Source organism: Hujiaoplasma nucleasis, assembly GCF_013745115.1.
In the GTDB taxonomy this organism is placed as follows: domain Bacteria; phylum Bacillota_I; class Bacilli_A; order Izemoplasmatales; family Hujiaoplasmataceae; genus Hujiaoplasma; species Hujiaoplasma nucleasis.
Genome location: NZ_CP051151.1, coordinates 1,646,028 through 1,665,274, shown reverse-complemented (window position 1 = coordinate 1,665,274; position 19,247 = coordinate 1,646,028). Strand labels below are relative to the sequence as shown.

General features: G+C 31.7%; 19 protein-coding genes. 12 read left to right on the top strand and 7 right to left on the bottom strand.

Annotated elements, in window-relative coordinates; all coding sequences use genetic code 11:
• The 4 genes from HF295_RS07995 to HF295_RS07980 all read right to left on the bottom strand — a co-directional run bounded on the left by HF295_RS07995 (nucleotide 1) and on the right by HF295_RS07980 (nucleotide 5,059).
• Entirely contained in the window at nucleotides 1-585 is a 585-nt protein-coding gene (locus HF295_RS07995; RefSeq protein ID WP_312031650.1) for a LemA family protein, read from the bottom strand.
• 174 nt (nucleotides 586-759) lie between these two features.
• Nucleotides 760-3,627 carry a CotH kinase family protein gene (locus HF295_RS07990; RefSeq protein ID WP_312031649.1) on the bottom strand — a complete coding sequence of 956 codons (2,868 nt, stop codon included), beginning with the start codon at nucleotides 3,625-3,627 and terminating at the stop codon, nucleotides 760-762.
• The gene (locus tag HF295_RS07985; RefSeq protein WP_312031648.1) at nucleotides 3,624-4,376 is read right to left on the bottom strand and encodes a polyphosphate polymerase domain-containing protein; all 753 of its coding nucleotides are present in this window, start codon (nucleotides 4,374-4,376) and stop codon (nucleotides 3,624-3,626) included. Before HF295_RS07985 ends, HF295_RS07990 begins: the two co-directional genes overlap by 4 nt.
• An 11-nt stretch (nucleotides 4,377-4,387) precedes the next feature.
• Complete coding sequence (locus tag HF295_RS07980; protein WP_312031647.1) at nucleotides 4,388-5,059, bottom strand: DUF4956 domain-containing protein; 672 nt, start codon at nucleotides 5,057-5,059, stop codon at nucleotides 4,388-4,390.
• A 219-nt stretch (nucleotides 5,060-5,278) separates the two neighbouring features.
• On the opposite strand from HF295_RS07980, the gene acpP reads away from it, so the two are divergent.
• From acpP to HF295_RS07920, 12 genes are all read left to right on the top strand, one after another.
• Nucleotides 5,279-5,542, top strand: coding sequence for an acyl carrier protein (gene acpP, locus HF295_RS07975; RefSeq protein WP_312031646.1), 264 nt, complete (start codon nucleotides 5,279-5,281; stop codon nucleotides 5,540-5,542).
• A gap of 20 nt (nucleotides 5,543-5,562) precedes the next feature.
• Complete coding sequence (accB, locus tag HF295_RS07970; RefSeq protein ID WP_312031645.1) at nucleotides 5,563-5,994, top strand: acetyl-CoA carboxylase biotin carboxyl carrier protein; 432 nt, start codon at nucleotides 5,563-5,565, stop codon at nucleotides 5,992-5,994.
• Nucleotides 5,994-7,355 carry an acetyl-CoA carboxylase biotin carboxylase subunit gene (locus tag HF295_RS07965; RefSeq protein WP_312031644.1) on the top strand — a complete coding sequence of 454 codons (1,362 nt, stop codon included), beginning with the start codon at nucleotides 5,994-5,996 and terminating at the stop codon, nucleotides 7,353-7,355. Before accB ends, HF295_RS07965 begins: the two co-directional genes overlap by 1 nt.
• On the top strand, nucleotides 7,348-8,235 hold the full coding sequence (gene accD / locus HF295_RS07960; protein WP_312031643.1) for an acetyl-CoA carboxylase, carboxyltransferase subunit beta: 888 nt from the start codon (nucleotides 7,348-7,350) through the stop codon (nucleotides 8,233-8,235). The genes HF295_RS07965 and accD overlap by 8 nt, the downstream gene beginning before the upstream one ends.
• A 2-nt stretch (nucleotides 8,236-8,237) precedes the next feature.
• Complete coding sequence (locus HF295_RS07955) at nucleotides 8,238-9,215, top strand: acetyl-CoA carboxylase carboxyltransferase subunit alpha (protein ID WP_376739693.1); 978 nt, start codon at nucleotides 8,238-8,240, stop codon at nucleotides 9,213-9,215.
• Nucleotides 9,184-10,152 carry a beta-ketoacyl-ACP synthase III gene (locus tag HF295_RS07950; protein ID WP_312031641.1) on the top strand — a complete coding sequence of 323 codons (969 nt, stop codon included), beginning with the start codon at nucleotides 9,184-9,186 and terminating at the stop codon, nucleotides 10,150-10,152. Before HF295_RS07955 ends, HF295_RS07950 begins: the two co-directional genes overlap by 32 nt.
• Nucleotides 10,153-10,164: 12 nt before the next feature.
• Nucleotides 10,165-11,088, top strand: coding sequence for an enoyl-[acyl-carrier-protein] reductase FabK (fabK, locus tag HF295_RS07945; protein ID WP_312031640.1), 924 nt, complete (start codon nucleotides 10,165-10,167; stop codon nucleotides 11,086-11,088).
• Nucleotides 11,088-12,020 carry an ACP S-malonyltransferase gene (locus HF295_RS07940; protein ID WP_312031639.1) on the top strand — a complete coding sequence of 311 codons (933 nt, stop codon included), beginning with the start codon at nucleotides 11,088-11,090 and terminating at the stop codon, nucleotides 12,018-12,020. The genes fabK and HF295_RS07940 overlap by 1 nt, the downstream gene beginning before the upstream one ends.
• Nucleotides 12,010-12,747 carry a 3-oxoacyl-[acyl-carrier-protein] reductase gene (fabG, locus tag HF295_RS07935; RefSeq protein WP_312031638.1) on the top strand — a complete coding sequence of 246 codons (738 nt, stop codon included), beginning with the start codon at nucleotides 12,010-12,012 and terminating at the stop codon, nucleotides 12,745-12,747. Before HF295_RS07940 ends, fabG begins: the two co-directional genes overlap by 11 nt.
• Nucleotides 12,747-14,009, top strand: a complete 1,263-nt coding sequence (fabF, locus tag HF295_RS07930; RefSeq protein WP_312031637.1) for a beta-ketoacyl-ACP synthase II — start codon at nucleotides 12,747-12,749, stop codon at nucleotides 14,007-14,009. The genes fabG and fabF overlap by 1 nt, the downstream gene beginning before the upstream one ends.
• Complete coding sequence (gene fabZ, locus HF295_RS07925; protein WP_312031636.1) at nucleotides 13,993-14,418, top strand: 3-hydroxyacyl-ACP dehydratase FabZ; 426 nt, start codon at nucleotides 13,993-13,995, stop codon at nucleotides 14,416-14,418. The genes fabF and fabZ overlap by 17 nt, the downstream gene beginning before the upstream one ends.
• A 67-nt stretch (nucleotides 14,419-14,485) precedes the next feature.
• Nucleotides 14,486-15,175 (top strand): rhomboid family intramembrane serine protease, encoded by a 690-nt coding sequence (locus HF295_RS07920; protein WP_312031635.1) that lies wholly within the window; start codon nucleotides 14,486-14,488, stop codon nucleotides 15,173-15,175.
• 46 nt (nucleotides 15,176-15,221) lie between these two features.
• Here HF295_RS07920 and purB read toward each other — a convergent pair whose 3' ends face one another.
• The 3 genes from purB to HF295_RS07905 are packed head-to-tail and all read right to left on the bottom strand — an operon-like array spanning nucleotide 15,222 to nucleotide 19,205.
• Nucleotides 15,222-16,511 carry an adenylosuccinate lyase gene (gene purB, locus HF295_RS07915; protein WP_312031634.1) on the bottom strand — a complete coding sequence of 430 codons (1,290 nt, stop codon included), beginning with the start codon at nucleotides 16,509-16,511 and terminating at the stop codon, nucleotides 15,222-15,224.
• Nucleotides 16,504-17,787, bottom strand: coding sequence for an adenylosuccinate synthase (locus HF295_RS07910; protein ID WP_312031633.1), 1,284 nt, complete (start codon nucleotides 17,785-17,787; stop codon nucleotides 16,504-16,506). Before HF295_RS07910 ends, purB begins: the two co-directional genes overlap by 8 nt.
• Entirely contained in the window at nucleotides 17,784-19,205 is a 1,422-nt protein-coding gene (locus HF295_RS07905) for an NAD(P)/FAD-dependent oxidoreductase (protein WP_312031632.1), read from the bottom strand. Before HF295_RS07905 ends, HF295_RS07910 begins: the two co-directional genes overlap by 4 nt.
• Nucleotides 19,206-19,247 lie beyond the last annotated feature (42 nt).

Sequence of the window (19,247 nt, the reverse complement as noted above, 5' to 3'; positions counted from 1 at the left end):
TCAATCTCCAAAAGTGATATCTGGAATTTGATCTGCTCCTTCTTGAACTCTCCAATATTCAAACTCGTCAGTAAAGTCATATAAGTTTTTATATAATAAACCCGGAAACTTTCTTACATATCGATTATATTCTGCCACAGCATTATTATATTGTCTTCTTGCTTCAGATAAAGCAGATTCAATACCCCAAACTGCATCCATATAGGTTTGATATGCTTGAAGGGAGTTTATATTAGGATTATCCTCAATCAATGCTAATAAATTGGTTAGGGCAATAGATTGTAAGGCATCGGCTTCAATCATAGCTTGAATATCATCATTAGCCTTTGCTTCAGCATAAGCTTGTCTAGCAGATGTAATCATGTCATAAATAACCCTTTCTTGATCTTGAAAACCATTAACAGCTTCTGCTAAGGGTATTAGGGTATCATACCGTTGTTGCAAACGTCGATCGATTTCTGAATATCCTTGTTTAATACTTTCATCTTTGTCGATGATATTATTATAACCTGTAATTAATGAAATCGTGACAATCAATGCCAACAAGACAGTAATAGAAATTATTATAATTGATGTTTTTCTCATTTTGAATTCTCCTCTTTTTTATTTTATTTTATCACTGATTACTTTTTTTATAAGTTTTGTTGATAAATAAATAAGACAAGAAAATAAAAAAATATGTAGAATCAAAGAATTTTATAAAAAAAATGTAAATTAAATTAAAAAAAGATAATAATTCGATATTATCTTTTTTAAATTTTACCACTTAGGTCTTTGGTCTGGGTTGTTTTTATAATAATCTAACTGTTCTTGTATTGAATTTATTTTTTCTTGAAAATACCATTCAGAATTTCTGAAACCAAATTCCAAATTCATCATTGCCTCATTTAAACCATCACCATAAATAGATTGATGATTATTGACCATAGCTTCAAATTCACTGAATTTAAAATAATCATTACTTTGATCAATTAAAATTTCTAAATAAGCTTCAAATTGTAATTGATATTTCTCAATTTTTAATATTTTATGAGATAGTGGATTTGCATAACTTTTTCCTTGTTGATAAGCGTTTAAATTTCCCCATTCATAAATATCATTATTGATGGTCCAATTTGAAAATACAGGCTGCCCATCCCAACCTTGACCAAGACCGTGGTCATAGTCATATGGAATGATTGACCATTGATTTGATACGGGATCTTGATACAAATAATAATTATTTCCCATAGCTCGATAATCATCTGGATTTCCTAGTAAAACACCTATAGCCATGTACCTTAAAAACTGATCCACATCAAAGTTTTCTTCTATATAATTTTCAAAATCTATACCATTTAAATCATTAATTTGCGAAATGAAGAACTCTAACTTACTTCTATCAAAAAAGTCTTTATTCGTCTTTAAATCATAAGTTGGCCGATAGTTCATGGATACGTCTTTAATGCCTATGGCTCTGAATGGATAATCATCCATTAAAGAAGCTGGACCAAATTGTTGCCAAAGGCTTTTAAATAAATCACCTTGGGCATGGTCTTCCTCAAACCTCTTATTTAAGAATAACTCATCTATAGGTTCAAATACTGTATATACACCATAAAAGTATCTTTGCCCATCTATCTCTATATATAAGTTTGCGAGTGTTGCATATGCAGATTTTACTCCAAATTCTCTCATTAAGTCTAGAGAAAATTTTTCTGTTGAATAAGTAGGATCAAAATTACGGTTCCATTTCATATCTAATTCTTCAACTTCAAAAACAGTTCTTTTTCTATTTAAATCTAAGTTTTCATCACCAAAAGATTCGTGAAAAGAAATTTTAAAGTTAGACATATTTAAAGAACCATCATCATTTTGAATTCTATCTCTTGACATATTTCCCTTAGTTCTAAAACCTACATTTCCCACGAGGATTTGGCCAAACTCATCTTCATAAAGAAAGTCGGCTTTAGCATAATGGTCACTCCTTAATTCTCCATTAAATAACTCGCTATATCTTATCATGAGCTCATCATAACGATTCCATTCATATTCAGATATTTTAATAATGATATTTTTCTCTATATCATCATTAAAAAACCTATCAAAAGTCTCTGTATTAAATGAAAAATCAGTAGGTACAATTGAATCATCCATACTATAAGGGATATAGTCATTATTTGATAAACCAGGTGATACTTGATATATATCAAAATATAACCAAGGTTGTTCACCGTCTATTTTTCTACCATAAGAATAGTCTCTTGGAACAATCAAATCAGGAACATAGTCTAAAATTTGTTGGCCATCCTTAGCTGTTAAAACTAATTCTTCCCCATCTCTAGCAATATTGAAGTTAGTATGTATTTGATCATTTGTCAATACATCTTTTCCTGAAGCGTAAACTAGTAGGTAACCTTCTGCAGGGATTATAGTGTTTTCTGGGAAAGCCCATTTTTTTAGTTCTTCTATATTGTCGCTTAAATAATATCCACTGATATCCATAGGTGTATCTGTAGGATTATATAGTTCAATCCAATCGACATTCTCTCCTTGATAATCTTCTAAAGAGTTATCATTCGAAGCCATAATTTCATTGATCAAAGGATAAAAGATTTCACCAAGTGGCAAGACCGCTGGTACTTTTGAATTAATATTATCCCAAAACGGCACAAGTTTTTCATAATCATTTTCAGTCAAGGGATTGGCCGCTATATTTACTTCAGCGTATTGTCCAAGTAAAGGATCATCTTGCAAGGCCCCTGCTTCCATTAAATCAATTATAACTGACAAATCATTAATATTCGTATTTTGTAAATTTAGTCTTAACAATTGATTATGGTCTTCTAATAAACCAATTTGATTACCGATAGGAACATTTTGAGCGATCAAGGTTTCTAATTTCGTCAAAGAAGAAATGAAAGCAATTGAAGTTAGTTCAGTATTTGAATGAATGTTTAAATACTCTAAATCAGTAAAATTTGCTAAGACATCTAGATTAGTAACACCTGTTTGTCTTAAATTCAAACTTTGTAAGTGAATTAAATTTTCCAAGTCTAAAACACTTTTATCTTCTAAATCATTTTGACTAATATTTAAGTAAGTCAGTTTACTTAAATTTTTTAAAGCTTCTATATTCTTAATATGGTTATCCTGTAAATCTAAATACTCTAAATCACTAAAATTTGCTAATAATGAAATATCAGAAATCCTTGTTTGATTATCAAACTCATCTCTTACAACATTATGTCTTAGAGATAAAGAAGTTAATGGTAAATCAATAATTTCCTGAAAATAAATGTCATTGAGATTAGTGATTTCATTGTTTCTTAAATTTAAAGACTCTAACTTTTTCAAATCACGAAGAGGTCTTAAATCACTAACAAAATTATCTTCTAAAATTAAGACTTCTAAATTAGTAAAATACTCTAAGCCATTAAGGTTTGAAATATTTCTACCCAATAGATCCAATGTGGTAATACTTCTTGCATCTCTAGCATCAATATCACCTTCTGATTTATTTAATAACTCTCTTAATGCAATTTCTAAATTAGGATCTTCAAATTCAATAACAGGATTTTCGTAGGTACAAGCAAATCCAGTCCATGTAAACAAGATTAATACCAATAATCCCAGCAGTTTTCTCATTGAGTGTCACCTTCTATTTCTTTTAGATTGTTGGAACATTCTAAACGACTGATAATGCTAGGATACATTCGAGAAATAGCTTGAATATATTTGCTATTACCAACTAGTTTAAGTCCAAATTCTTTAATCATCATTTCTAACCATTGTGGTTTCTTCATTCCACACTTAATCTCACAAACAATCATTTGATTGTGTTGGTGCAAGGCTATTTCTTCTTCAGGAAATAATTCTTTTGATGCTCCACTTCTTACCGAGTGATCAAAGGTTATTCTTAAATCACTACTGATTTTTGGCACGTAACCTTCTCGTTCATATTCAACGATTGCTTTTGCTTCCAATTGTTGCAGATGAATAAGTCTGGTAAACTCATCTAGAATCATGGAAGATTTTTGAAAACAGTGATTTTTTAAAAAGTATAAGTAGTCCTCTATAGGAATAAGTTGACTGTATTTTTTAACGTTGGCTCCATGTTTTGTTTTGATTTCAATGGATATAATATTAGCTTCTTCTTGAGTCTTATGGTAGGTTCTTACCCGACACTTAATCCTTCCAAATTGGCCATCTTCTGATTCATAATAATGTTTAAAATCATAAGTATCATAATACAAACTTCTAACAAAATATTGTTTGTTTTGAGCAAGATCAGTATGGAGTCCTTTTTTCATATATAAAGATAATCTGTTTTTAAATGCAAAATATGTTCTTAAATCAAGAACATATTTGTATTCAAAGCGATTTGTTATTCTCATAAAAACTCCTATTACATAGGTAAATTAAGTTGTGGAGATAAGAGTGATATTTTTTCTATATTTTTATTTTCTTTAATTTCTTTAATAAAACCGTGAATCACATCTAAATCTTTTTCATCAAAAAGCAATTCATATACTAAGTCAAAACGATTGCTATGGATTTCATGGCTTCTAAGATATACTTTTCTAATTCCCTTTTCAATTAAAGAATCTACCATTGATTCATTAAACTCACCTTGACCGCTGATCATTAAAATATACTCATTATGTTTGCTTCTTCCATACTTAATGATAAATAGTAAATACATTAACACAGCGAGTATAGCGGTTGATATCATAGATAGCGTCCAGTTCAATGTTCCAATACCCAAACCAGTCGCAATGGTCCAAAATAAGAATATCATGTCTCTTGTATCTTTAATAGGGGTTCTAAAACGGATAATTGATAATGAGCCTACGAGACCTAGTGATAATACAAGATCACCTTGGATAAAAAACATAACCAAAGTCACAATTGGCGCTAAAAGCACAATTGTTGATAAAAAAGAGCTTTCATAATTTAAACCTTTATGGGTTACTTTGTATACAAAAGCAATAGCAATACCTAATACAATAGATAAAGCTAGTGAAACTAAGAATCTTAATAAATTATCTATGGCTAGTAAATCTATAATTTCTGTCATAATTCATCTCCTATAATATATTCATCTATTTATTTTAACATATTTTTTTATAAGAAGATAAAAAACTCAATGAAAACTTCTTTTGTTAAGAAAAAAACAATCAAATATGCTTTTATATTGATAATATCTATCTTATCGAATAGTGAACACATAATTACTTTTAATTTCAAATAGTTTGAACATCAAAATATCTTGACACTCACACTTAAAAATGTTAAAATGAGTCAAATTTTTGTTAATAAAGGAGACTTAAAAATGATATTTGAAAACTTAAAAAAACTAATCGCAAAAGAATTAGGTGTTAAAGAAGAAAACATAAATTTAGATTCACATTTAGTCAATGATTTAGGGGCAGATTCTTTGGATGCTGTTGAATTAATTATGACGATAGAAGATGAATTTGAAATTACAATTAATGAAAACGACGCAACAAATCTTACGACTGTAAAAGCTATTGTTGAATATATAGAAAATAATCAGTAATAAATATTTGAGAGGTCATTATGGACATTAAAGAACTCAAAAAAATCATAAAAGAATTTGAAAATTCTACCATTCATAAATTAGAAATTAGTGAAAAAGATTTTAATGTAAAACTAGAAAAGTCTGAAAATAAACAATATATTACTGAAGTTCATGAACCACAAGTAAAAACTATCCCAATAAAAGAAGAAAACAAACCGATAGAAAACAACTTTATCAAGATTAAATCACCTCTTGTTGGGGTTTTTTATAATGCTCCTTCACCTGATAATCCACCTTATATAAAAATCAACCAAGAAGTACAAACTGGGGATGTTTTATGTATCGTGGAAGCAATGAAGGTGATGAATGAAATTAGGTCTCCAATCAATGGTATTGTCAAAGCTATTCATGTAAACAATGAAAGCATGGTTGAATTTAACCAAGTAATGATTGAGATTGAGGCCATATAATGTTTCAAAAAATATTAGTCGCTAATCGAGGAGAAATCGCTGTTAGAATCATCAGATCATGTATGTACATGGGTATTAAAACAGTGGCTGTTTATAGCGAAGTCGATAAAGATAGTCTTCACGTACAATTGGCTGATGAATCTGTTTGTATTGGAGGCGCTAAATCTAGCGAATCCTATTTAAACATGGAAAATATAATCTCTGCAGCCATTCACACTGGTTCTGAAGCCATTCATCCTGGTTTCGGTTTTTTAAGTGAGAATCCAGCTTTTGCAGAACTTTGTGAAACATGTGGAATTGTTTTTATCGGTCCAAAAAGCCATACTATAAGTTTAATGGGCAATAAATCAAAGGCTAGAGAAATGATGATTCAAGCAGGAGTTCCTGTGGTTCCAGGAAGCGAAGGAAGTGTCAAAGATTTGAATGAAGGCAAAGCTATCGCTGAAAAAATAACATACCCTGTTTTAATTAAGGCTTCTGCTGGTGGCGGTGGTAGAGGGATGAGAATTGCATTTAAAAAAGAAGATTTCTCGACTGCGTTTGAAACCGCAAAAACAGAAGCTAAAAATGCTTTTGGCGATCAAACGATGTATATAGAAAAATATATAGAAAATCCCAAACATATAGAAGTACAAGTTTTATGTGATAAATATGGAAATGTACTTCATTTAGGCGAAAGAGATTGCAGCATTCAAAGACGTAACCAAAAGGTTATTGAAGAAGCCCCTTCTTTAATCTCTAAATCTTTAAGAGACAAGATGACAGATGTCGCTATAAAAGCTTGCAAGCATGTTCAATATGAAAACGCAGGTACTATTGAATTTTTAGTATCTAATAATGAATTTTATTTTATTGAAATGAACACAAGAATTCAAGTTGAACATCCAGTCACGGAAATGATAACACAAATCGATATTATTTCAGAACAAATAAAAATTGCTGCTGGTGAAAAATTGGTTATGAAGCAAAATGATATTCATTTCCACGGGCACAGTATTGAATGTAGAATCAATGCTGAAAATCCTAAAAACCAATTTAGACCGAGCCCGGGGGATCTTCATTTGTTTCATATGCCATCAGGTCCTGGTGTACGTTTTGATTCATTTATATATTCCGGTTCTAAAATTTTGCCACATTACGATTCAATGATAGGCAAGATGATTGTTCATGGTAAAAATCGAGATGAAGCAATCAAAAAAATGCAGGCTGCCTTAGAAGAACTTGTAGTTCAAGGTATTCAAACAAATCAATCATTTTTATACTTAATACTTCATGAACCTTGTTATTTAAAAGGTGATTTTGATACTTCTTTTATTGAATCTCATTTAGAATCTCTCTTGGAGTATGATGAGCATGAATGAAATAAGAAAAGCCATTAATGAGCGTAAACAATTAAAAAGTAAGTTTAATGTTTTTCATAAAGATAGACATTTTTCCGATATTCAAAAAATGGATGTTCCTAAAGGTTTATACGAACAATGTCCTAACTGTGGAAAAACAATTAACAAAAAAATTAATATCCAAAATGATTATGTGTGCAGTGACTGTTCATATCATTTTAGAATGCGATCAATTGATCGAATACAACATATAGTAGATCGAAATTCATTTATAGAAAAGGGGATAGGCTACATTACTTTAAATCCTCTTTTTCTTCATGGATATGAAGAAAAGATTCAAGAATACAAATCTTCAACTCATTTAGATGAAGCCTATATCTATGGTTATGGTGAAATTCATGGTCAACCAGCAGTTATTGGCGTCATGGATAGTTATTTCCTTATGGGGTCCATGGGGTCAGTTGTAGGAGAAAAAGTTACAAAAACATTTGAATATGCTATTTATAAAAAATTACCTGTAATCATTTTCACTGCATCTGGTGGGGCCAGAATGCAAGAGGGTATTTTTAGTTTAATGCAAATGGCAAAAACCTCTGCGGCAGTGGCAAAGCATGCCAATATGGGTTTATTGTATATATCGGTTTTAACACATCCAACGACAGGTGGAGTAACTGCTAGTTTTGCTTCTTTAGGGGATATCATTCTTGCTGAACCAGATGCTTTAATTGGTTTTGCTGGCCCAAGAGTTATTGAACAGACCATTAAACAAACCTTACCTGAAGGTTTCCAAAAGTCGGAGTTTTTACTAGAAAAAGGTTTTATAGATAAGGTTGTTCATCGCAAAGACATGAAAAATACTTTATCAAGATTATTATCTTTTCATCAAAGGAATCAATCATGAATATATTAGAAAAAGAAAAGAAACTACTAAGTTTGGAGAAACAAATAAATGACTTAGGAGATTCTTCAACCATAGAAAAACTTAAAAATGAAATTGCTTCATTCAAGGAAACAGAAATGAGTCAATTAAGTGCTTGGGATAAAGTTTTATTGGCTAGACATCCTCAAAGGCCAAAAGCATGCGATTTTATAGAATATCTATTTAAGGATTTTATAGAATTACACGGTGATCGACTCTTTAGAGATGATCCAAGTATTATAGGTGGTATAGGTACTCTTGATGGTATAGCTTTCACCATTATTGCCCAACAAAAGGGAAGTACAACTGAAGAAAATATCATTAGAAATTTTGCAATGCCACATCCTGAAGGATATCGTAAAGCATTAAGACTGATGAAGCAAGCTGAAAAGTTTCATAGACCAATCATTTCTTTTATTGATACTCCAGGAGCATATCCAGGTATAGGCGCTGAAGAAAGAGGTCAAGGACAAGCCATAGCCAATAATTTACTAGAAATGAGTCAATTAAATGTTCCAATTATTACTATTGTCATTGGTGAAGGTGGTAGTGGAGGCGCCTTGGCTATAGGGGTTGCTAATAAGATGCTTATGCTTGAAAATGCAATATTTTCAATATTAAGCCCAGAAGGCTATGCTTCTATATTATGGAAAGATTCCAACAAAGCTCCTTTAGCTGCCGAAGAAATGAAATTAACAGCTAAAGATTTAAAAGATTTTAATATTATTGATGAAATTATTAAGGAACCTATTGGTGGTGCACATCAAGAAAAGATGACGGTTTTTGAAAAAACTAAAAAAGCCATTATCAAAGCATATACAGAATTAAGTCAATTGAGTGGTCCAGATTTATCTTATCAAAGAAATACAAAAATAAGATCTTTTGGCTTCTTACAGAGATTTAATTATGACAATTTAGGAGGCTTTAAAAATGACTTATACAAAAATATTAGGAACAGGTAGATATCTACCTGAAAATACTATCAGTAATAACGATTTGAAACAATTTGTGGATACTAATGATGAATGGATTTTTACAAGAACAGGCATCAAACAAAGACATATATCTACTGGAGAAACCACTCTAGATTTAGCATATCAAGCTTCATTAAAAGCCATTAAAGCAGCCAATATCAAAGCTTCTGAAATAGATATAATTATTGTAGCTACTGTAACATCTGATTACGCCTTCCCTGGTGTAGCCAATTTATTACAAGCTAAATTGGGTATATCTAATATTATGGCTTTTGATATTAATGCAGCTTGTAGTGGATTTTTATATGCTATGCAAATTGCTGATAAGATGATTAAAAGCAAAGCTTATCATAAGGCTTTAATCGTTGGTGCAGAAACTTTATCAAGATTAACAGATTGGCGGGACAGAAATACTTGTGTTCTCTTTGGTGATGGTGCTGGAGCTATGATTATAGGCACCAGCAATTACAACCATATTAAAGACATCATTACAGGTTCTAAAGGTGATGAAGAAATGCTTTTATATTGTAAAAACCCAGATTTAAAATCTATTGAAGAAAACCTAGTAAGTCCTCAAGATCATATTCATATGAATGGAAAAGAAGTCTTTAAATTCGCAACAAGAATGATGCCAAAAACTTTGAACGAATTACTTGAAAGAAATAATCATGAGATTAGTGATTTAAATTATATAGTTGCTCATCAAGCCAACTCAAGAATTATTCAAAAAGCAGCTAAAGATTTAAATATTGATATGGATAAAATGTATATAAACATCGACCAATACGGAAATACTTCTGCCGCGAGTGTCCCAATAGCTATCGATGAAGCTATTGAAAAAGGTTATATTAAAAAAGGAAATTTATTTGCAACTGTTGCTTTTGGTGGAGGCTTAACCTGGGCAAGTGCATTGATAGAATATTAGGAGAAAATTATTATGGACTTAAGAGATTTATTAAATATAGAATATCCGATTATCCAAGGAGGTATGGCAAATATTGCCACCCATCAACTTGCGGCTGCAGTATCAAACGCAGGTGGATTAGGTCTTGTGGGTTGTGGAGGATGGGATCCTGAAAGAGTTAGAGAAGAAATAAGAAAAACTAAAGAACTTACAGACAAACCATTTGGTGTAAATATCATGCTTATGAGCCCACACGCAAAAGATATAAGCGATGTTGTCATTGAAGAAGGCGTCAAAATAGTCACTACTGGTGCGGGTAGCCCTGGTATCTATATGAAAAAATGGAAAGAAGCTGGCATCATTGTCATTCCTGTTGTTCCTTCAGTTGCTTTTGCAATTAGATTGGAAAAATCAGGAGCTGATGCTTTAGTGGTTGAAGGTACTGAAGCAGGCGGGCATATAGGAGAAACTTCTACAATGACTCTCATTCCTCAAGTTGTCGATGCTGTAAGTATCCCTGTGATAGCAGCTGGAGGTATAGCGGATCATAGAGGATTAGATGCTGCTTTTATTCTAGGAGCGAAAGGTGTTCAAATAGGCACTGTTTTACTGGCTAGTGAAGAATGTCCGATTCATGAAAACTACAAACAAATGGTAATCAAAGCTAAGGATACTTCTACGGTTGTGACCGGTAGACATACTGGTGCTCCTGTAAGAGTATTAAAAAACCAAATGTCTAGAGAGTATTTAGATCTTACAAAATATGGACAAGCTTCATTAGAACAACTAGAAAAATTAACTTTAGGATCCTTAAGAAGAGCTGTTTTTGATGGCGATTTAGACAGAGGATCTTTCATGGCTGGTCAGTCAGCTGGATTAGTGAAAGAAATCAGACCTGTCAAAGCAATTCTTAAAGACTTATTTGAAAACAGTTTAGTATATAAAGGAATAATCTAATGAATAAAATTGCATTTATGTTTTCAGGCCAAGGCTCAGAATATAGAGACATGGGTAGAGATCTATATGATTCTTATGATATTGTTAGAGAAATTTTTATTAAAGCAGAAAGTATTACCCAATACCCTATAAGAGATATTATCTTTAATGATGATACTAGACTTCACCAAACGAAATATACTCAAGTATGTATGTTTACTATGTATCACGCAATCCTAAAATTACTTAAAGAGTATCATGTTGAAGCAATATACAGTTTTGGTTTAAGTTTAGGAGAATATGGTGCTTATTTACATAATCAAGTTTTTGATTTTGAGCAAGGACTAAATATAGTTAAAAATAGAGCTATATTTATGGAAGAAGCAAGTATTAATACTAAGGGAAAAATGGCAGCTGTATTAAATCTTGATCCAATTATTCTTCAGAATTTAATAGATGATTCAGGAAAAGAAGTAACAATTGCCAATTATAATACACCAAGTCAATTGGTGATAAGTGGTGAATCTCAAGCAGTCGATGAGATTTCTGTTTTAGCTAAAGAGCATGGTGCTAAAAGAATTATTGAGTTAAATACTAGTGGTGCTTTTCATTCTCCATTAATGAATAAGGCTGCCAAAAATTTCAGTGATTATTTAAAGACCATTAATTTAAATAATCCTATCTACCATTTATATGTAAATTTAACTGGCAAACTCTTTGATGGTAACATTAAAGATGTTATGGCTAAACAAATAAATCACAGCGTAAAATTTTATCAAATTGTAAATGAACTAGTCAATCAAGGTATAGACACATTTATTGAAATTGGTCCAAAGAGAACCCTATCATCATTTGTCAAGAAAATTAACAATCAGATGACTACCTTATTTGTGGAAAACAAGGAATCATTAAATACTTTAGTAAAAACATTGGAGGAAAGACATGGAAAATAAAAAAACAGTTTTAATCACTGGAGCTAGTCGAGGCATAGGCAAGGCAATTGCTTTAGCCTTTGCTAAAGAGAATTATAATGTGGTGATTAATTACAATCACTCTGAAGAAAAAGCTAAATTACTCGCTAATGAAATTCAGTCATTAGGTGGAGAATCCTTAATTGTCCAAGCCAATGTATCAGACTTTAATCAGGCACAAATTTTAATAGAGAAAACCATTGAAAAATTTGGTCAAATAGATGTTTTAATTAACAATTCAGGCATAACAAAAGATAATCTCATTTTAAGAATGAAGGAAAATGATTTTGATGATGTCATTAATGTTAATTTAAAAGGTACTTGGAATATGTGTAAACATGTGTCAAAATACTTATTAAAAAATAGACAAGGATCTATTATTAATATTTCTTCTGTTGTTGCTTTAATAGGTAATCCTGGTCAAAGCAATTATGTCGCTTCTAAGGCTGGTATTATTGGCCTTAGCAAATCTTTAGCAAAAGAGTTTGCTTCAAGAAATGTAAGGGTCAACACTATCGCTCCCGGTTTTATTGAAACCGAAATGACAGATCAATTATCTGAATCAGTTAAAGAATACTATCTAAAGCAAATTCCTCTTAATAGGTTAGGAAAAGCTGAGGATATCGCTGATTTATGTGTGTTTTTAGCCAGTGATAAAGCGTCTTATATTACTGGTCAGACTATCTCGGTGAATGGGGGAATGCTTTAATGAGTAAGAGACGAGTTGTTATTACGGGAATTGGCGCAATAACGCCAATAGGCAACGATGCAAAAACTACATGGAAAAATGCAATTGCTGGTAAAAATGGTATAGATATAATTTCACACTATGATGCTAGTCAAGATGATGTAACCCTAGCTGGTGAAATAAAGAATTATGATTTAAGTCAGAAATTCAATATAAAAGACTTAAAAAAGATGGATCGTTTTATTCAATTAGCCATTGTGGCTTCTGATGAAGCGATTGAAGATTCTAAACTTGATTTTTCAAAGGAAGACACCCATAGAGTTGGTGTCTATTACGCATCAGGAATAGGTGGCTTAGAGACTATTGCTAATCAAAACACAAGAGGTCTGGAAAGAGGATATAATAGAATGAGTCCTTATTTCATTCCTTCAGCTATAATTAACTTAGCTGCTGGCCATATAGCTATTAAGCACGGTATACACGGTCCGTCGATTTCACATGTAACTGCTTGTGCCAGTGGAACAAATACCATAGGAGAAGCATTTAGAGCTATTAGAGATGGTTATTTAGATACAGTTATCACCGGCGGTAGTGAAGCAACTGTCATTCCAATTGGAATCTGGGGTTTTTCAATTATGCAAGCCTTAAGCAAGGAAAAAAGCAAGGATTATGCAAGTATTCCTTTCGATGTTAATCGTTCTGGTTTCGTTATGGGAGAAGGTGCAGCAACTCTTGTTTTAGAATCTTATGAACACGCGAAAGCTAGAAATGCAAAAATATATGGTGAAATCATTGGTTATGCCACGACTTCTGATGCTAGTCATATCACGAGTCCTGATCTTGAGGGAAAAGGGGCTAGAGATAGTATGTTATTAGCCTTAAAAGATGCTTCTATTGGAACTGAAGATATTGATTATATTAACGCCCATGGAACAAGCACTCCATTGAATGATCAAGTTGAAACTTTAGCTATTAAGGAAGCTTTTAAAGAACATGCATACAAACTAAATATATCTAGCACTAAGTCAATGACAGGACATTTATTAGGAGCTTCTGGTGCGGTTGAAGCCTTGTTTACACTATTAGCATGTAAAAATGATATCATACCACCAACTATCAATACTAAAATTCTAGATCCCTTATGTGATTTAAATTATACATTAGCTAAAGCCGTCAATAAAAAAATAAACTATGCTTTAAGCAATAGTTTGGGCTTTGGTGGACATAATGCAACAATTATTTTTAAAAAATTTGAGGAGGAAACAAATGGAGCTCAACAGTAATCAAATTCAAGAAATAATACCCCATAGATATCCATTTCTATTGGTTGACAGAATCATTGATTTAAAACCTGGTGAATCAGCAGTTGGTATTAAAAACGTATCTGCGAATGAACATATATTCACCGGACATTTTCCTCAAGAGCATATCATGCCTGGGGTATTAATCGTTGAAGCTTTAGCCCAAACCGGCGCTGTAACTATTTTATCCATGGAAGAACACAAAAATAAAATAGCTTATTTTGCTGGCATAGATCAGTGCAAATTTAAGCAAAAAGTGATTCCAGGTGATCAACTTAAATTAGATTCAAGAGTGATCAAAAGAAAGGGTGCTTTAGGTATTGCTGAGTGTATTGCAACTGTCAATGATGTAATTGTATGTAAGGCAATAATAAAATTTGCAATTGGTTAAAATGTATATTCATTTAATCATCACAAATATTATTGTATAATATATATTTGAAAGGTTGATGATGTTTATGTACACGTCTTTATTAGACAAATTTAAAATATATTATAAAAAATATCCTGTAAGTTTAATATTATTAATACTAAATACGATAATGTTGTTTGTTGTGATATTTACTGGAGGTTTTTCCTTAATCAATCTAATTAGGTGGGGTGGTTTACTCCCTTCAAAGATTAACCAAGACCAAGAGTATTTTAGATTATTTACTTCTATGTTCTTACATGGTAGTATTATTCACTTTTTGGCTAATTCTTATTTTCTATATCAATTAGGTAGTTCTTTGGAAACAATGCTTGGTAAGTTTAAATACAGTATATTATATTTGTTAAGTGGTTTAGGAGGTTCCTTGTTGGTATGGTTATTTGGTGCAGAAAATACTGTTACTATAGGTGCGAGTGGGGCATTATTTGGTGTTTTAGGTGCCTTGTTACTTCTCACTTATGTCAAAAGTTCATGGTTTAATCCATATTCAATTAGAAGTATTAGAAGTTTGGTTTTTATTAACTTGATATTCACTTTGCTTATGCCCAATATTTCTGTCTTAGGACATCTAGGTGGTTTTATTACTGGTTTTGCAATCATGAGATTATTACTCTTTAAAAATATGGATCACCCTATGTTCTATAAAAAGAAAACCTACCAAGATCCAAACATCATTGATCACGATGATATTAGTGATGATGATATCTACATTCATTAAAATAAAAGCTTTAGAATTCATTAAGAATTTCTAAAGCTTATTTTTTTTAACGAAATACTTTATTAAATATATGCTCAATGTACTGATAAGCATTACGATAATCAAATAAATTATTTAAAGTTGATTCATCAATTATTGTTTTCAAATACTGGTCTTCTAAAATAATATCTTTTAGATGTCTATTTTCTTCTTCAACTTTTCTAGCTAATTTTTGAATATAATCATGGACACTCAGGCGATCCATTCCCCTATCTACTAATGCATTCATTACTTTTTGACTAGCATATAAACCTAATGAGGATTCAATATTGTTAATCATTTTATCTTCATAAACCACCAAACTTCTTATAGTCTTAGTGTATCTCACTAACATAAAATCTAACAAAGTGGTCGCATCAGGCATTATTATTCTTTCTGTAGATGAGTGAGATATATCTCTCTCATGCCATAAAGAAATATTTTCAAAGGCAGTATGCATATATCCTCTTAATACTCTTGCTAAACCACATATATTTTCTGATAAAATAGGATTTTTTTTATGCGGCATAGCAGATGACCCTTTTTGCTTAGAAGAAAATGCTTCAGATACTTCTCTTAACTCACTTCTTGAAAGATGCCTAATTTCAGTCGCTATTTTTTCTAGTTCAGAACCAATCAGTCCTAATACCGATAAATAAAAAGCGTGCCTGTCTCTTTGTAAGGTTTGGGTTGCTATGATAGATTCTTCTAGATCCAAATATTCAGCTGCAACTTTTTGAATATTAGGATGACTTGTACTATAAGTACCTACAGCACCAGATAATTTAATGACTTCTATTTCTTGAGAAGCTAATTGAAATTTATGTTTTAACCTTTTAAAGTCTTCATACCATAAAGCAAACTTCATACCCAATGTTGTAATTTCAGCATGCATTCCATGTGTTCTACCCATGATAGGTGTTTTTTTATATAGGAAAGCTTTTTCTTTTAAAACAGCCATAAAATCATCAATATCTTGAAGAATAATTTGATTGACTTTCTTAAATATTAAAGCATAAGCACTATCCACAACATCTGTAGAGGTCAAGCCATAGTGGAGCCATTTTTTTTCTTCTCCAAGATTTTCTGATACTGCCTTAATAAATGCAACAACATCATGTTTAGTCTCTTCTTCAATCTCTAATACTCTCATAGGATTTACTTTAGCTTTCTTTAATAATTCAAACTCTTCCTTAGAAAATAACCCATCTTTCATCCATGCATAGCAATTTGCAAGTTCAACTTGCAAAAAACATTCAAGTTTATGTTGATCACTCCACAAATCTTTCAAGACTTTTCTTTGATAACGTTCAATCATCTTTTCCATCTCCAATGATGTTTTTTATGACGATGGTTTGATTTCTATCAGGTCCTACACTAAAAATAGCAATTGGGACATCTACTAGAGATTCTATTAGTTTTAAGTATTTTTTAGCATTTATTGGTAGTCCTTCAAATGATCTTACTTGGGTAATATCTTCTTTCCATCCTGGAGTTTCAATCGTTATTGGCTGACAAGAATCAAAATCTGAAATTTCAGCAGGAATAGAATCTATAATCGTTCCATTAAAATTATAATTAGTTACTATTTTAATTGTATCTAAACCAGTTAAAACATCTAACAAAGTAATGGCCAAATAAGATAGACCAGACACTCTTTTTGAATGTTTTAAAACCACTGTATCTAACCAACCGATTCTTCTTGGTCTACCTGTAGTCGTTCCGAATTCATTACCTTTGATTCTAATTTGATCTGCTAATTCACCATGAATTTCACTTGGAAGTGGACCTTCCCCAACTCTTGTAGTATATGCCTTAGTTACGCCTATTGCCCCGTCAATTAACCAAGGAGCAATTCCTGTATTCAAAGGCACTGAAGCTGCTGTTGGAGAACTTGAAGTAACATAAGGATATGTACCATGATCTAAACATAATAAGACTCCTTGAGCACCTTCAAATAAAACTAATTTATCATCTTCAATCACTTGATTTAGGTAGACTGATGTATCTTTAACTAAAGGTCTAATTTGATTAGCATACTCTCTATACTCTTTTAATACTTCTTCATATGATAATGGCTTAATTTGGTGATTAACCAATTCTATGTTTTTTAATTCTATTAATGATTTTAATCTTTCGGGCATTAATTTTTCTGATACAAATGTACTCATTCTCATGCCAATTCTTGAAGCTTTATCTGTATAAGTTGGGCCAATACCCTTATGGGTTGTGCCGATTTTTAAATTTCCTTTTGAGGATTCTTTTGCTTTATCTAATTCTATATGAAATGGTAAGACTACATGAGCTCTATCAGATACTATTAATTGATATTCTTGAATTTTGCTTAGTTCATCAACCAATGCTTTAGGGTTTATGACCATGCCATTAGCCATAATATTCATAATTTTCGGATTTAAAATACCACTTGGAAGTAAATGTAAACTATGTTTTTTATGGTTAAATACAACTGTATGACCAGCATTATTTCCACCTTGGAATCTTACAACAACATCCATATTTTGAGCTAAGAAATCAGTGATTTTTCCTTTTCCTTCGTCTCCCCATTGGGTTCCAACAATAACTAGTCTTTTCATCTTGCTTCCTCCAATAATTGCATAATTCTACGAGCAACCCAAACACCGTTGGCTCCAGCTTGTGCTAAACCTCTTGTGATTCCAGCTCCATCGCCACCAACATACAAACCCGGAATGGTGGTTTCAAAGTATTGGTTTACTTTGGCTTTAGCAGAATAGAATTTAGTTTCAACCCCATATATTAATGTATGTTCATTAGCAATACCTGGTGTAACATGGTCTAATGCTTCGATCATTTCAATAATTGATTTCATAGTTTTATAAGGAAGAACTAAACCTAGATCACCAGGAACGGCTTCAGGTAGAGAAGGTCTTACAAAATTTTCATTTAATCTTTTTCTTGTTGTATTAATCCCTCTAATTAAGTCACCATATTTTTGAACAATAATTGATCCACTTGATAAAATATTAGCCAAACCACCTATTTCATAGGCATAATGATTTGGTTGATTGAATGGTTCTTCAAATTGATGAGATACCAATAAAGCAAAATTAGTATTTTCAGTCCCTAAGTTAGGATCATAAAAAGCGTGTCCATTCGCTAACATAGTACCATTATGATTTTCTATAACAACATGACCACTAGGGTTAGAACAAAATGTTCTTACATGGGTTCCTAAACTTGTGTTGTATATAAACTTTCCTTCATAAAGGTGCTCATTAATTTCTTCCATAATAACATCATTGGTCTCTACCCTAACGCCAATATCTACTTGATTATTAAATAGGGGTACTTTATGTTTTTTCAAAGTATCAGTAAGCCATTTAGAACCCTGTCTCCCAGCAGCAATAAATACATATGGTGCATAAATCTCTTTTCCATTGACTAATTTAACGCCTTGGACACCTTGATCATTCTTGATGATGTCCTCGACTTCAGTTTTAAACATCATTTCAATCTTACCCTTCATGGTATCATAAATAGATTTCATGATTGATAAATTGACTTCTGTACCCAAATGTCTAACTTGAGCTCTTAAGAGTTTTAAACCTACTGCCAAACCTTTTTTTTCTATATTCTTAACTTCTTTAGTGGTCGGATCTGTTAAGGTATCTGGCGCTCCATGTTTTATATTTATAGCATCAACATATCTAATCAAATCATAGACTTCATCTTTAGATAAATATTCAGTCATCCATCCACCAAATTCAGCTGTAATATTAAATTTACCATCTGAATAAGCTCCTGCCCCACCAAAACCAGAGGTTATTGAGCAAGCTGGATAACATCCTGCTATTCCTTTAGGGTTTTGTGGACATTTATCTAGTTTGCCATCTAAAATAGGACATCTTCTATGATAAATATCTTCTCCTCGGTCAATTAATAATACTTTTGCATCTTTTGATTTTAACATCATTTCGTAGGCAAAAAAGATACCAGCAGGCCCTGCGCCTACCACGATAACATCATAGTTCATGAATGTCTCCTTAAGAATATATTTTATTATCAAACCGAGTGA